This window comes from Arthrobacter sp. TmT3-37, from assembly GCF_054510835.1.
The window spans coordinates 1-13,052 of record NZ_JBTNDU010000002.1 but is presented as its reverse complement, the minus strand read 5'-3'; the positions used below and the strand labels follow the sequence as shown (position 1 = coordinate 13,052).

The following is a 13,052-nucleotide window of genomic DNA, read 5'->3' as shown; positions in this document are numbered from 1 at the left end:
TTCAGCACATGAATGCTTGCCTGCGTGTGGTGCCCGCGACGGCCGGGCAGCGCCTGAACGATCTCTTTCACGCTCGAAGCCCCACCCCCACCACAGAGGTTTGCCTGCTTCACCCACCACGCGCAGTCTTAGCAGTCTGCGCGCGCGAGTGCTAACTCAATAATTAGCACTCCCACCGTGCGAGTGCAACCTGTCCGAGCCCTCCGCACCCCCTTGCAGGACGGCAGGAGCACGGTGCCGCCGCACGCCGTAGCGCGGATTCCGCCGAGGGCATAGATTGGGCGCACACCAACCAACGGGAGGCACAGTGTCCACGCCAGCAAGCGGTCCTGACTCCGGGAAGCCCGACGAGCGCGGCATCCCGAACCTCGACGGCGGCGGCCCCCTCGGCCCTGATCCGGCGCCCCACCGGGTGCGCGACGACGCGCAGCCGTTCCCGGAGGGGCAGGCACCCTTCCCGCAGCGGCCGTCCGGCCAGGACCCCTACCAGCCGGGAACGTATGCGCAAGGGCCCTCCGGTCCGAACCAGTACGCGCAGGACCCGTACGCCCAGGCGCCGTACCCCCAGGCGGGCCCTCCTTCCAGCGGCTACGGCGGGCCAGGCCCGGGACAGGACCCTTACACTTCCGGTGGCTACGACGGGCACGGTCCGTCCCAGGGGCCCTACGCGCAGGGCGGCTACCTGCAGGGCGGCTACGGCCAGGGACCCTACGGACAGCCGTACGGTCCGCAGAAGTCACGGGTGATCGCCGGGGTCCTGGGGATCCTGCTCGGGTCGCTCGGCGTCCACAGGTTCTATCTCGGCTACACGACGATCGGCGTCGTCCTGGTCCTCATGTCGACCGTCGGGGCGGTCTTCACCTTCGGGCTGAGCGCCATCGCGGCGGGCATCTGGGGCCTCGTCGAGGGCATCCTGATCCTCGTCGGATCCGGGCAGTTCCGGCGGGACGCGCAGGGTATCCCCCTCAAGGACTGATGGCTCCGGCCCTGCAGCGGATCACTGGAATTCGGGTCCGAGGACCACGGAGATGTCGGGCGAGACCGACGGGGTGTCGACCAGGTCGGTGATCCCGAGGTCCGCGGCCACCGCCTCGGCGTCGGACCGTTGGGCCTCACCGTTGTAGAAGACCACCGAGGAGTCGACCGGGGCTCCCGCCCAGTTCCCCGGGATCGCCGAGGTCCAGCCCTCGGCGGCGAGCCTCCCTGCCGCCACGGAAGCGAGTCCCGGAGCCCCCGTGGCGTTGAGCACGTTCACCGTCTGCGCCCGGTTGGTCCCGTCGGTCGCTTCCGCATCCGGGGACGCGCCCGCGTCCGGTTCGTCCGTCGCCCCGTCCTCGGGATCGTCCGAGGCGCTCCCCGTCGGCGCCGCCGTTGCGTCGGCAGCCCCGCTCGTGGCCGGCGCCGGACCCGACGCCGCGTCCGATCCCCCCGGGAAGCCGAGCCGGGGAAGGATGAAATAAGCGCCGAGACCGATCAGCAGCGCCAGGACCCCCACGGTGATCTTGAGGGCCAGCCCGCTCGAGCGGGCCGGCACCAACCTCTCCCGGTGGACACCCTGGCGCGCGGAAGCCTCGGGGACGGCGTCGAACTCGTCCCGCGGGTGGTCAGTCATGGAAGAGGAGGGTCCTTCGCTCGTCGAGTGTCGCGGGCAGTACTAGATGTCCGCGCCGAGGCGGCGCGCGGACCGTGCCTTCTGGCGAGTGGACCGCAGTCGACGCAACCGCTTCACGAGCATGGGGTCGTGCGCGAGCGCGGCCTCCGTGTCGATCAGGGCGTTGAGCGCCTGGTAGTAGTGCGTGGCGGACAGGTTGAACAGGTCGCGGATGGCCTGCTCCTTCGCGCCGGAGTACTTCCACCACTCGCGCTCGAGCGCCAGCATGCGCTGCTCGCGGTCCCCCAGGGCCAGCCTGGCCTCCTGCCCGGAGGGGGAGTCGTCCGGCTGCCGCATCGGCTCCGCCATGTCCACTACCACCTTCCGTTCCCTCGCACGACTGTCTTTCCATGGTAGTAGGGAATTACACGTGTGTCATTCGGGGAGTGCGTCCCGGAGAGCCGGGCGAGAATGGGTCCATGACGCACGACGACGACGCGCTCTTCGACCTGCCCGACGCTCCTTCCGATGCGGGGCCGTCCCGCGCGGCGGGCTCCGGTAACCCAGGACCGTCGCCGAACGCATCGGTCTTCCCGTTCGCGGCGCCCGCCGGCATCGCGGACCTCGTGCCGGCCGATTGGGCGTCAGCGCTCGCGCCCGTCGAACCGGTCCTCCACCGGCTGGCCGAAGCCCTTGCGGCGGACCTCGACCGCGGGCTGCGCGTGCTGCCCGATGCGCCCTCCATCCTCCGGGCGTTCTCCACGCCGCTGGACAGCGTGCGCGTCGTCATCGTCGGGCAGGACCCGTACCCGACCGTCGGCCACGCCGTGGGCCTGAGCTTCGCCGTCGATCCCGCGACGCGTCCCATCCCCCGCAGCCTCGCGAACATCTACCGTGAACTGGCCTCGGACACCGGCACCGCTCCGCCTGCGACCGGTGACCTGTCGGGGTGGGCCGAGCAGGGCGTCCTGCTCCTCAACCGGGTGCTGACGGTGCGTGCCGGCGAGACCGCCTCGCACCGGGGGCTCGGCTGGGAGCACGTGACGGACGCGGCGATACGGGCGCTCGTGGCCCGCGGCGATCCGCTCGTGGCCATCCTCTGGGGCAAGGACGCGCTCCGCCTGAAGCCGCTGCTCGGGCCGACGCCCACGGTGGAGTCCGCGCACCCCAGCCCGCTGTCGGCGTCCCGGGGGTTCTTCGGCTCACGGCCGTTCAGCCGCGTCAACGAGCTCCTCGCCCAGCAGGGCGCCGCGCCGATCGAGTGGTCCCGGACCGCGGCCAGCGGCGGGTCGGATCGGGATGCGCCCACACCGGGAGTGGACGGCTAGCGCCGCCGGTTCCGCTGGCGCTCGTTCGAGCTGAGCTTGCGGGTGAAGGGCCTGGCCAGGTTGTCGCCGAGGACGACACCCGCGGCGATCGCCAGCACGACGGTCAGCGCGTTGAAGAGTCCGAGGGCGCCGTCGGATACCACCTCGGAGTCGATGGTCAGCATGTACATGGAGCGGAAGATGGTCAGCCCCGGGTACAGGAAGAGGACGGCGGGTACGGCGACGACGAGCTGCGGGGCGCCCAGGCGGAGCGCGACGACGCGGGAGAGGGCCCCGATCAGGATGGCGGCGAGGGCCGGTGCGAGGCGGTAGCCCACGCCGGCGGTCATCGCGCTGATCATCAGGAGATACCCCGCGACGGCGACGAGCGACGTCGGTATCACGAGCTTCACGTCGGTCTGCTCGGCGATGCAGATCATGGCCACCGCGATGAAGGTGAGCACCGCGACCACGGGCCACGGGTACTGGCTGCCCGACGAGTCGAGGACCTCGAGCTCGGGGATGCCGAGCGCGGTGCCCGCCACGAGGGCGACGGCGATGCCCGCCACCAGCGCGGCGAAGACGAGGATCGCCGAGAGGAACCGGCCCGCGGCCGTGACCGGGAAGCCGTTGATCGCGTCCTGCGTCGCGGAGACGAGCCTGCCCGTGGGCAGCAGCAGGAGGATCCCGCCCACCACCACGAGCGCCGGGGCGATCGGCACCTCGAGCCACCAGAACAGCATCGCGATCAGGGTCACCAGCGCGGCGGAGGTTGCCACGGCGAAGAACTCCGGGACGCGCCATTCGCCGAGCTTGCGGCTGACCAGGTCCACGAGGATGCAGCTGATGAAGCCGATCAGCGATCCGAGCAGGGTCCCGCCGACGAAGGCCACGATCGCCGCCGAGAAGATACCGAAGGCCGCCGTCACCATCCAGCGTGGGAACGGCTTGGGCCGGTGCGTGATCTCGTCGAGTCGGTGGGCGGCCTCCGTCCGGGAGACGCCACCGTCGGCGATGTCGGACACGAGACGGTGGATGGCCGTGAGGCCCGCGTAGTTGTTCGTCCAGGAGCGGACCACCCGCAGGACCGTCGTCGGCGTCTGGTCCCGCGCCGAGTAGTTGATGACCACCGACTGGTTGGTGATGTCCACCTCGATGGAGTCGAGGCCGAAAGCCGCGGTGACCGCGATGATGCTCGTCTCGACCTCCAGGGCACCCGCCCCGTAGCGGAACATGGTCTCGGCCAGGTTGAGCGCGAAGTCGAGGGCCTTGCGGGCACTGGCGTCGGGGCCGCCCGCCTGGATCATCGGATTCGCGTAGGGACTGCCGGCCAGGCGCTCGACGATGCTCATCGCCTGCGTGGGCGGGGCCTCGCCCTGCACCAAGCGTCGGAGCATGCTCCGGGCGGCGGCATTGGACCGGACCGACGGCGGCACGCTCTGCGGTGTCGTGGGCAGCGCGTCCGCGGGCCTCGTGACCTGCTGCCGCTGGCGGCCCTGGCGTTGGGGCCTCGGTTCCGCGGGGCGCCTGGACGGCGTGGGGCCGCCCCTCGGCGGCTTCCTGCCACTGCCCCTGCCGGCGGCGAGCTTGTTCTTCTCGTCGTCGCTCGGGTCGAAGGGCCGCCGGATGACGGGGAGAGCCTCGGCGACCGGCGACGGGTTGGTGGCGGGCGATGACCCCTCGCAGGGGTCGTCGCGCGAGCCGTCAGTCATGGGGGGAACCTCACAATCGTCCCTCGGGACGGTCGGTGGCCTGGGAAGGCCTAGTAGAAGGGCTGCCGGTGACGGCGCCAATGGATCTGCCGTGCCACGCGCTCGCCCACCGCATGCCACACACGATACGTGCGGGGGCGGACGACGGCGTCGTAGCATCCTGCGAAGTCCGTCACAGTCTTCGTGAAGCTCGTCTTGAACATCCCGAGGCCGTACTGCGGATGGTCCTTGTCCTTCAGCCGATCGGCCGGCGGAGTGCCGCAGAAATCGTATTCGCGGGCTCCGAGCCGCTTCATGTCGAGGATCGCCTCCCACTGGACGAGGTGCGAATCGCCGTACTGGTTGCGCTTGGGCAGCGAGCCGCCGTCCTTGTACGTGGCCTTCCGGCCGTAGAGGATCACGAAGGCGCCCACCGACGGCTTGCCGTCCTCGTACACGAAGTAGAAGCGGCCCATCCCGGCGTCCACGAACTCCTGCCAGAACCCCCGGTAGTACTCGTAGGGGCGTGGAACGGCGGACAGCCGGCCCTGCTGAGCCTGTCCCATGAGGGCGTACATGGTCCGGTAGGTGTCCTCGCCGGCCTCGACGGGCTGGGCACGGACGCCGTCGCGGATGGCACGGCGGACGGCGTTGCGGCCCCGGGAGGAGAGGTTCCTCAGGAGCTGGTTCTCGTCCGGTGTGAGGTCGAGGATCGCCGTGCTGTCGTTGGCCTGGATGTTGAAGGTCTTCACGAGCCCCGCTCCGGCGAAGAGGGCGCGCAATTCCTCGGTGTCGGGGAAGTCGGGCTCGATCTTCACGGCGAAGACCCGCCCCGGCCGGCGCCTCGCGTGGGCGACGACGGCGTCGACGAACGGGGGGACATCCTCCGGACGGGCCGTGTCGGGGCCCTTGATGAGGTACCACAGCGCGCCGAGCACGGGGATGCTGCGCTGGTAGGCGATCACGTAGCTCGTGTAGTCCTGCGATTCGACGGCGAGGTGGATAGGCTGCCAGCCCTGGCGCACCTTCACACGGCTGAAGGGACCGGACTGGAGCACGTTACCGCCGAGCGGGTTGGCCGGGACGAGCTCGTCCCAGCGCGCCACCTCGTCGGCGGTGGCTGCGCGTGCCGTGAAGGGCGCCATCCTCAGTACCAGCTTTCGTGGTGTCGCATCCGGTGGACCTTCAGGGCGGCCCGCTCCCCGATCCTCAGCCAGGCCCTGTGCTGCAGTGGCTTCACGGGCAGGTCGAACGTCCCCACGAAGTCCGTGATCGCCGGGTTGAACCCCGTCTTGAACATGCCGATGCCGTAGTGCTCGTGGTCCTTGTTCTTCGCCTCGCTGGACGGCGGTGCTCCACAGAGGTCGTACTCCGTGACACCCCGGGCCTTGAGCCATTCGATGGCGGCCACCTCGAGGAGGGCGCTGGCACCGCGGACCGTGCGCTTGCGGGTGCTCGCGGCGTCCTTGCGGCTGGCCTTGGCGCCGAGGACCATGATGAAGTCGGCCGACACCACCTCGCCGTCGACGAACGCGAACAGGAAGGCTCCTGCCTGCGCGCGTGCGTGGCGCTGCCAGAAACCGGTGTAGTACTCCTCGCTGCGGATGGAGAAACTGCCCTCGGCCGTCTCGGCGAGGAGCCGGTAGAAGATCGTGCAGTTCTCGTCGTCGACCTCCACCACGCGGGTCTCGACGCCGGCCTTGCGGGCCGCGCGGATGTTGTAGCGGGTCTTCGAACCGAACGACGCCTCGATGGCCTCCAGGTCCCCCGAGATGTCGAGGACCACCGTCGACACGTTGGGCTGGACATCGGCGACCCGGACCAGCCCCGCGGCCTCGAGCGCCCCTGCCACGGCGGGGTCGGAGGGGAGCTCGGGGTCGACCTTGACACCGAAGACCCCCTTGCCGGCGGCGAAGGTCCTCAGCCCCGGGAGCAGTGCGACGAGCGCGGCAGCATCCCCGGTCCCGGGTCCCTTCGGTACGTACCAGTAGCGGCCGAGGGGAAGGACGGTCTTCTGCAGCACGGTGAGCGCGACGCCGTCGGCCACCAGGTACACCGGTGCCCATCCGGTCGCTCGCTTCTGCTCGGCGAATTCCCGCCCCTGCATCACGTTCCCGCCGTCCGGATTCTCGCTGATGATGCTGTTCCACCGGGCGATCTCGTCGGGCGTTGCGAAGCGAATGGTCATGATGATCGAGTCTACGGCAGGGCCGGAATCCCCTCCAAAGCAGCAGCGCCAGCCCCTTGATCGTTGCCTGGGTGACCTATCGCTGGAGCGCCCGGCCCGGCTAGCATCGCGATATGGACTTCAGATACCTCGGAAACAGCGGCTTCAAGATCTCGGAAATCACCTACGGCAACTGGCTCACGCACGGCTCGCAGATCGAGAACGACGTCGCGACGCAGTGCGTGCGGGCAGCACTCGACGTCGGCATCACCACCTTCGACACGGCGGACGTGTACGCGAACACGGCCGCCGAGACCGTCCTCGGCGAAGCCTTGAAGGGTGAGCGGCGCCAGTCGCTCGAGATCTTCACGAAGGTCTGGGGGCCCACGGGCCCCAAGGGGCACAACGACGTCGGACTGTCGCGCAAGCACATCATGGAGTCGATCGACGGCTCGCTCCAGCGCCTGCAGACCGACTACGTGGACCTCTACCAGGCACATCGCTACGACCACGAGACGCCCCTCGAGGAGACGATGCAGGCGTTCGCCGACATCGTCCGGCAGGGCAAGGCCCTCTACATCGGCGTCAGCGAGTGGACGGCCCAGCAGATCCGCGACGGTTCCGCCCTCGCGAAGGAGCTCGGCTTCCAGCTGATCTCCAACCAGCCGCAGTACTCCATGCTCTGGCGGGTCATCGAGGGCGAGGTCGTCCCCACGTCGGAGGAACTGGGGCTCTCGCAGATCGTCTGGTCCCCCGTGGCCCAGGGCGTACTGACGGGCAAGTACAAGCCCGGCCAGCAGCCCGAGCAGGGCACCCGCGCCTCGGACGACAAGGGCGGCGCCGACATGATCAAGCGCTGGATGAGCGACGACGTCCTGACCGGCGTGCAGAAGCTCGCACCCATCGCCGACGGCGTGGGCCTCACGATGGCGCAGCTCGCGATCGCGTGGGTGCTGCAGAATCCGAACGTGGCCTCGGCGATCATCGGGGCGTCCCGCCCGGAGCAGGTGGAATCGAACGCCGTCGCCGCCGGGGTGAAGCTCGAGGACGACGTCCTGAAAGCGATCGACGACGCGATCGGCGGCCTCGCGGAGACCGACGTCGCCAAGACCGTCTCCCCCGAGACCCGGCCGGTCTGATGGCGGAGACGACGACGTCGCTGAACGTCGCGGTCACCGGCTCGAGCGGCAAGCTCGGCCGGAGCGTGGTGCGGGGCCTCCGCGACGCGGGCCACAGCGTCCTGGAACTGGACCAGCACGGCGAGCACGGCCCCGGGTTCCTGCGGATCGACCTGCGGGACTACGGGCAGGTGGTCGACGCGCTCCTCGGGGTGGAGGACCGGCACTCCGGATTCGACGCCGTCGTGCACCTCGGGGCCATCCCGGCGCCGGGGCTTCAGGCGGACGCCGAGACGTTCCACAACAACATGACCGCCACGTACAACGTCTTCCAGGCGTGCCGACGGGCCGGCATCAAGCGGATCGTCTACGCGTCCAGTGAGACCGTGCTCGGGCTGCCCTTCGACACGCCTCCCCCGTATCTCCCCGTGGACGAGGAGTATCCGGCGCGGCCGGAGAGCACCTATTCGCTGGTCAAGCACCTCGAGGAGCAACTGGCCACGGAGCTGGCCCGCTGGGACCCGCACCTGAGCATCACGGCCCTCCGGTTCTCGAACGTGATGGACCCGGAGGACTATGCCGAATTCCCGTCCTTCGACGCGGACCCCACGGCCCGCAAGTGGAACCTGTGGGGGTACATCGACGGCCGCGACGGCGCCCAGGCGGTGCTGAGGGCGCTGGAGCACGCGGCGCCGGGCTTCGACCGCTTCATCATCGCTGCCGCGGACACCGTCATGGACAGGACGAGCGCCGATCTGGCGGCGGAGGTGTTCCCCGGCGTCGAGGTGCTGCGGGAGGTCGGCGGTCACGGGACGCTGCTGTCGATCGACAAGGCCCGCCGCGTTCTGGGCTTCGAACCCCGGCACAGCTGGCGCGACGGAGTCTAGCGGGACACCGCATCGGGTCCGGGCGGCGGAGCCGACTGTCGCCCGGACCGGATAATCAGTAGGCTGATGATCGAAGGATGCGCAGCACCGACGAAAGGCAGAGAAGATGACCGAGAACCTTCCCGATGAGGAACTGACCATCGTGGGCGAGGAGCCCGAGACGCCGAACGATTCGCTCGCTCCCGAGGCCTTCGACCCGGTCCTCGAGGGACAGCCGGACGACTACGAGGGTGCGGCGGAGAACAACCCCGACCGCTGGCAGGAGGACCCCCTCCTGCAGGACGAGCCCGGCACGACCGAGAGCGGCGACGACGAGAACGACTTCGACGAGAACGGCGTCTCCGCGATCGGTGAGGAGGGCTACCTCAGCGACCAGACGCTCCGCGAGGAGACGGCCGAGGCCCGGTACGAGCACGGTGAGGAGCAGTATCCGCCCGAGGAGCCCATGCTCGGCGAGGCAGCGGCGGACGTCGACTTCGGCATGATGGAGGACGACGACGTCGACGCGAGCGACGACCCCGCGAACCGGGGCGGCTCGCCCCTGAGCGCCATGGACGAGCAGGACGTCAAGTAGCGCCTCCTGATGGGCCCCGGGCTGCCACCCGGGGCTTCGTCATGTCCGGGTCCGGCCGCCCTTCCCGTCGTACGCCTGGTGCAGGGCGCCCGGAGCGGCCGGTGTGCCGTCGACCGCACAGTGTGAGGGGTGGTCGGCCTCCGGCACGGCCGGATTCCTGATGGTGACCGCCGCCAGGACGCCACCGAGCACGAGCACCACGGCACCGATGGCGCATGCTGTGCCGAACCCGGCGGAGAAGGCCTCGGGATCGTTGTAGGCGTCCCCGGTCAGGCCCGCAGCGGACGGCAGGACGGCGATCGCGAGGAGCCCCGCAGCGCGGGCCACCGCATTGTTGACACCGGAGGCCAGCCCCGCCTGGCGTTCCGGGACGGCGGACAGGGCCGTCGACGTCAGGGGCGCGACAAGCAGCGACAGCCCGAGACCGAGCACGATCACCGGTGGCAGCACGTCGGCGACGTAGGACGCCTGCGGGCCGATCCGCAGCATGAGGAGGAGCGATCCGGCGCAGATGAGCGGCCCGAGCGCCATCGGGATCCTCGGACCGATCCGCGCCCCCAAGGCTCCCGCGCGCGGGGACAGCACGAGCATGAGCGCCGTGATGGGGAGCATCGCCGTACCGGATGCGAGGGGACTGAAACCCGCCACGACCTGGAGATGGACGACGAGCAGGAAGAAGACGCCGCCGAACACCGCATAGATCAGGAACGTCACGGCGTTGGCGGCGCTGAACTGCCGGTTCCCGAAGATGGCCGGCGGAAGCATCGGATGGCTGATGCGTGCTTCGACCAGGAGGAAGGCCCCGGCCGCGGCCAGCCCGACGACGCCTGCCCCGAGGACGGCGGGCGCGCCCATGCCCTGCGCGGGCGCCTCGATCAGCGCATAGGTGGTCCCGGCGAGCGCGGTCGCTCCGAGGACCGCGCCCGCGACGTCGAGCCGCCCTTCGACGTCGGTGTCGTGCGACTCCGGGACGTGCTTCAGGGTGATCCAGGCGACGACGACGGCGACCGGGACATTGATGAGGAAGACCCACCGCCACGAGACGGCCTCCACCAGCCAGCCCCCGAGGAAGGGCCCGATGGCGGTGGCGACACCGCCCAGCCCGGACCAGGCACCGATGGCCCTCGCGCGGTCCTCCCCCGAGAACGTCGCCTGGAGGATGGCGAGGCTGCCCGGCGTCAGCAGGGCACCGCCGATCCCCTGGAGCGCCCGCGCCGCGACGAGCAGGCCGGCATCCGGAGCGAGCCCGCACAGCAGCGACGCGGCGGCGAACCAGGCGACACCGACGAGGAAGACGCGCCGCCGCCCGAATCGGTCACCCAGCGAGCCGCCGAGCAGGATGAAGGAGGCGAGCGTCAGGGTGTAGCCCGTGACGATCCACTGCAGGGCCGCGAAATCCGTACCGAGGTCCCGCCCGATGGTCGGCAGTGCCACATTGACGACGGTCGCGTCGATCCCGACAATCCCGGAACCCAGGACGGTGGCGGACAGGACCCAGCGCCCCGACGACGTACCCATCCGGATCCCGCTCATGCACCACCGCCCGTCCACGCCCCGCCGTGCCGCGGGACCACGCACAGTGTGGCACCGTCGCCGGGTCTGCGCCATCGCCCGTCCGCCGGGTGGTGACGCCGACCACAGACGGAATAGCCCCCGGGAGTCCCGGGTTACCGAACAGTAGGATCCCGAACCGGAAAGTAGGAACACATGAAACTGTTCTCCCCCCTCACGCTCGGCACGCTGGAACTCCCCAACCGCGTGGTGATGGCGCCGCTCACGCGCGTCCGTTCGGGGAACGCCGGCATCCCCGGCGACCTCGTCGTGGAGCACTACCGGCAGCGCGCGTCCCTCGGACTCATCGTCAGTGAGGGGACCTACCCCAGCCATGCCGGGCAGGGCTTCCCCGGTCAGCCCGGCCTGGTCGGGGCCGAGCAGCTCGCCGGCTGGAAGCGCGTGACGGACGCGGTGCACGCCGACGGCGGCCGCATCGTGGCACAGGTGATGCACGCGGGGCGCGTGACGCACCCCGACACGAACGGCGGCTACGAGGTCGTGGCTCCGAGCGCCATCGCCATCGAGGGGACGACCCGGACCAGCACGGGGAAGCAGCCCTACCCCGTGCCGCATGCACTCACCACCGAGGAACTCCCGGGCATCATCGGGGAATTCGTCACGGCCTCACGGAAGGCGATCGACGTCGCCGGGTTCGACGGCGTCGAACTGCACGGAGCCAACGGCTACCTGCTGCACGAGTTCCTCTCCCCCGAGTCGAACCGGCGCGAGGACGCCTACGGCGGGTCCGCCGAGAAGCGGGCACAGTTCGTGATCGAACTCGTCACCGCCGTCGCGGCGGAGGTCGGCGCGGAGAAGGTGGGCCTGCGGATCTCGCCCGCCCACAACATCCAGGACGCCCTCGAGACCGAGGCCGCCGATGTCCATGCGACCTACGGGGCACTCGTCGACGCCCTCGCGCCGCTCGGACTCGCCTACCTCAGCGTCCTGCACGCCGAGCCCACGGGTGCTCTCATCCAGGACCTCCGCTCGCGTTTCGGTGGCCCCGTCCTGATCAACAGCGGCTTCGGCGTCATCACCAACCGCGAGGAGGCCATCGCCATCCTCGAGGACGGGGTGGGGGACGCGGTCGTCGTCGGCCGTCCCGCCATCGCGAACCCCGATCTCGCTCGCCGCTGGCAGGAGAACCTGCCGGAGAACGAACCGGATCCCGCGACGTTCTACTCCACCGGCGCCGAGGGTTACACGGACTACCCGTTCTACGACGGTTCCGCCGACGCCAACTGACCACCAGCACCGCCGGAAGGCGCTCCCGTCAGGCGACGGGGGCGCCTTCTTCCGTAGCGGATCCCTGCCGTCGCCGGCGCGCCACGGACTCCGCCCTGCGCGGGTATCGGGCCACGGCCCAGCCCACCAGCAGCGCGGCCGCGAGGTGCGCATGGAGCATCAGCATGACCTCGGGCGAGTGCCCCGGTGCGCCTTCCACCCCTACCGGCGCGTTCCCGTCGTGGTGCGGGCCCTGCCCGGGCGCGGGTACCCCCGAGGTGTCCACGGCGCCCGCGAGCCCGCCGAGGAGCCAGTGCAGGAGTTGCTGGGTCACGCCGAGCAGCAGCAGCACCGCCCATCCGGGCAGCCGCGCCTGCGCTGCGATGGCGGCGACGAGCACGGCGAGCGCTGCAAGCCCGCAGAGGATCGCCGCGCTCGGCATGGCGCCGCCGGACACCAGGTGGGCGCCGAGGCCCAGACCCAGTGCGAGCAGGCCGGCCAGGGCCGAGCAGGCGATGGCCCTCGGTCGGTCCTGGGGTCGGAGGGCGCTGCCCTTCTCTTCGTGCACCACCCGATCGTAAGCATGCTGACGACGCCGCGTCACGTGCCGGGTACCGGGGTTATGCTCGCGGCGCCCGATCCGTAGACTGACAGTAAGGGGACTTACCTTCCCTGGAACCGAAAGGACGAGTGCATGTCAGAGAATCCCAGCGACGACGACCGCATCCACAACGAGGCCCCCGCCGAGGGCGACACGGACGCGAACCCGGAGGACATCCGGGTGCACCCCGAGGATCCGGCCGAGGGAGCGGACTCCGAGGACCAGTACAGCTCCGGGAAATAGCGACCAGGACCCGTTCCAGGAGCAGAACGCAGAAGCGGCGAACCCAACGGACGTACCTTTTTCTTTTCCCCTCCTTCGGGGGAGTGTCCCACACC

Annotated in this window: 14 protein-coding genes; 7 read left to right on the top strand and 7 right to left on the bottom strand. The window is 70.2% G+C overall.

The window, feature by feature from the left end:
- The first annotated feature begins 307 nt into the window (after window positions 1–307).
- Window positions 308–976, top strand: a complete 669-nt coding sequence (locus ACX80U_RS02925) for a TM2 domain-containing protein (RefSeq protein ID WP_459267355.1) — start codon at window positions 308–310, stop codon at window positions 974–976.
- A 21-nt stretch (window positions 977–997) separates the two neighbouring features.
- Here the strand turns inward: ACX80U_RS02925 and ACX80U_RS02920 are convergent, their stop codons facing one another.
- Both ACX80U_RS02920 and ACX80U_RS02915 read right to left on the bottom strand, forming a co-directional pair.
- On the bottom strand, window positions 998–1,612 hold the full coding sequence (locus ACX80U_RS02920) for a LytR C-terminal domain-containing protein (RefSeq protein WP_459267354.1): 615 nt from the start codon (window positions 1,610–1,612) through the stop codon (window positions 998–1,000).
- Between the two features lie 42 nt (window positions 1,613–1,654).
- On the bottom strand, window positions 1,655–1,948 hold the full coding sequence (locus tag ACX80U_RS02915; protein WP_244186284.1) for a DUF3263 domain-containing protein: 294 nt from the start codon (window positions 1,946–1,948) through the stop codon (window positions 1,655–1,657).
- Between the two features lie 122 nt (window positions 1,949–2,070).
- Here ACX80U_RS02915 and ACX80U_RS02910 point away from each other — a divergent pair, with 122 nt between their 5' ends.
- Window positions 2,071–2,919: a uracil-DNA glycosylase gene (locus ACX80U_RS02910; RefSeq protein ID WP_459267353.1), complete on the top strand. Its 849-nt coding sequence runs from the start codon at window positions 2,071–2,073 to the stop codon at window positions 2,917–2,919.
- On the opposite strand, the gene ACX80U_RS02905 is transcribed toward ACX80U_RS02910, so the two are convergent.
- Genes ACX80U_RS02905 through ACX80U_RS02895 form a run of 3 tightly spaced genes read right to left on the bottom strand, consistent with a single transcriptional unit; the run spans window position 2,916 to window position 6,777 of the window.
- Entirely contained in the window at window positions 2,916–4,610 is a 1,695-nt protein-coding gene (locus ACX80U_RS02905; protein ID WP_459267352.1) for a threonine/serine exporter family protein, read from the bottom strand. The two genes, ACX80U_RS02910 and ACX80U_RS02905, sit on opposite strands and share 4 nt — an antisense overlap.
- 50 nt (window positions 4,611–4,660) lie before the next feature.
- Window positions 4,661–5,734 (bottom strand): lipid II:glycine glycyltransferase FemX, encoded by a 1,074-nt coding sequence (locus tag ACX80U_RS02900; RefSeq protein ID WP_208739906.1) that lies wholly within the window; start codon window positions 5,732–5,734, stop codon window positions 4,661–4,663.
- A gap of 2 nt (window positions 5,735–5,736) precedes the next feature.
- Complete coding sequence (locus ACX80U_RS02895) at window positions 5,737–6,777, bottom strand: lipid II:glycine glycyltransferase FemX (protein WP_208739905.1); 1,041 nt, start codon at window positions 6,775–6,777, stop codon at window positions 5,737–5,739.
- Window positions 6,778–6,890: 113 nt separating this feature from the next.
- On the opposite strand from ACX80U_RS02895, the gene ACX80U_RS02890 reads away from it, so the two are divergent.
- The 3 genes from ACX80U_RS02890 (at window position 6,891) to ACX80U_RS02880 (ending at window position 9,335) form a co-directional block, all read left to right on the top strand.
- Window positions 6,891–7,895, top strand: coding sequence for an aldo/keto reductase (locus ACX80U_RS02890; protein ID WP_133083149.1), 1,005 nt, complete (start codon window positions 6,891–6,893; stop codon window positions 7,893–7,895).
- 20 nt (window positions 7,896–7,915) lie between these two features.
- Window positions 7,916–8,761: an NAD-dependent epimerase/dehydratase family protein gene (locus ACX80U_RS02885; RefSeq protein WP_459267624.1), complete on the top strand. Its 846-nt coding sequence runs from the start codon at window positions 7,916–7,918 to the stop codon at window positions 8,759–8,761.
- Between the two features lie 106 nt (window positions 8,762–8,867).
- Window positions 8,868–9,335, top strand: coding sequence for a hypothetical protein (locus ACX80U_RS02880; protein WP_133083148.1), 468 nt, complete (start codon window positions 8,868–8,870; stop codon window positions 9,333–9,335).
- Between the two features lie 39 nt (window positions 9,336–9,374).
- Here ACX80U_RS02880 and ACX80U_RS02875 read toward each other — a convergent pair whose 3' ends face one another.
- Window positions 9,375–10,868: an MFS transporter gene (locus tag ACX80U_RS02875; RefSeq protein ID WP_459267351.1), complete on the bottom strand. Its 1,494-nt coding sequence runs from the start codon at window positions 10,866–10,868 to the stop codon at window positions 9,375–9,377.
- Window positions 10,869–11,042: 174 nt separating this feature from the next.
- Between ACX80U_RS02875 and ACX80U_RS02870 the strand changes: the two genes are divergently transcribed.
- Entirely contained in the window at window positions 11,043–12,134 is a 1,092-nt protein-coding gene (locus ACX80U_RS02870; RefSeq protein ID WP_459267350.1) for an alkene reductase, read from the top strand.
- Window positions 12,135–12,162: 28 nt separating this feature from the next.
- On the opposite strand, the gene ACX80U_RS02865 is transcribed toward ACX80U_RS02870, so the two are convergent.
- On the bottom strand, window positions 12,163–12,681 hold the full coding sequence (locus tag ACX80U_RS02865) for a hypothetical protein (protein WP_133083145.1): 519 nt from the start codon (window positions 12,679–12,681) through the stop codon (window positions 12,163–12,165).
- A 126-nt stretch (window positions 12,682–12,807) separates the two neighbouring features.
- On the opposite strand from ACX80U_RS02865, the gene ACX80U_RS02860 reads away from it, so the two are divergent.
- Window positions 12,808–12,957: a hypothetical protein gene (locus ACX80U_RS02860; RefSeq protein WP_208740118.1), complete on the top strand. Its 150-nt coding sequence runs from the start codon at window positions 12,808–12,810 to the stop codon at window positions 12,955–12,957.
- The last annotated feature ends 95 nt before the right edge of the window (window positions 12,958–13,052 follow it).

Excerpts from the sequence above, each read along its gene's own strand:
- ACX80U_RS02920 (WP_459267354.1), bottom strand. The coding sequence starts at position 1,612 with ATGACTGACCACCCGCGGGACGAGTTCGACGCCGTCCCCGAGGCTTCC.
- ACX80U_RS02915 (WP_244186284.1), bottom strand. The coding sequence starts at position 1,948 with ATGCGGCAGCCGGACGACTCCCCCTCCGGGCAGGAGGCCAGGCTGGCC.
- ACX80U_RS02910 (WP_459267353.1), top strand. The coding sequence starts at position 2,071 with ATGACGCACGACGACGACGCGCTCTTCGACCTGCCCGACGCTCCTTCC.
- ACX80U_RS02905 (WP_459267352.1), bottom strand. The coding sequence starts at position 4,610 with ATGACTGACGGCTCGCGCGACGACCCCTGCGAGGGGTCATCGCCCGCC.
- ACX80U_RS02900 (WP_208739906.1), bottom strand. The coding sequence starts at position 5,734 with ATGGCGCCCTTCACGGCACGCGCAGCCACCGCCGACGAGGTGGCGCGC.
- ACX80U_RS02895 (WP_208739905.1), bottom strand. The coding sequence starts at position 6,777 with ATGACCATTCGCTTCGCAACGCCCGACGAGATCGCCCGGTGGAACAGC.
- ACX80U_RS02890 (WP_133083149.1), top strand. The coding sequence starts at position 6,891 with ATGGACTTCAGATACCTCGGAAACAGCGGCTTCAAGATCTCGGAAATC.
- ACX80U_RS02880 (WP_133083148.1), top strand. The coding sequence starts at position 8,868 with ATGACCGAGAACCTTCCCGATGAGGAACTGACCATCGTGGGCGAGGAG.
- ACX80U_RS02875 (WP_459267351.1), bottom strand. The coding sequence starts at position 10,868 with ATGAGCGGGATCCGGATGGGTACGTCGTCGGGGCGCTGGGTCCTGTCC.
- ACX80U_RS02870 (WP_459267350.1), top strand. The coding sequence starts at position 11,043 with ATGAAACTGTTCTCCCCCCTCACGCTCGGCACGCTGGAACTCCCCAAC.
- ACX80U_RS02860 (WP_208740118.1), top strand. The coding sequence starts at position 12,808 with ATGTCAGAGAATCCCAGCGACGACGACCGCATCCACAACGAGGCCCCC.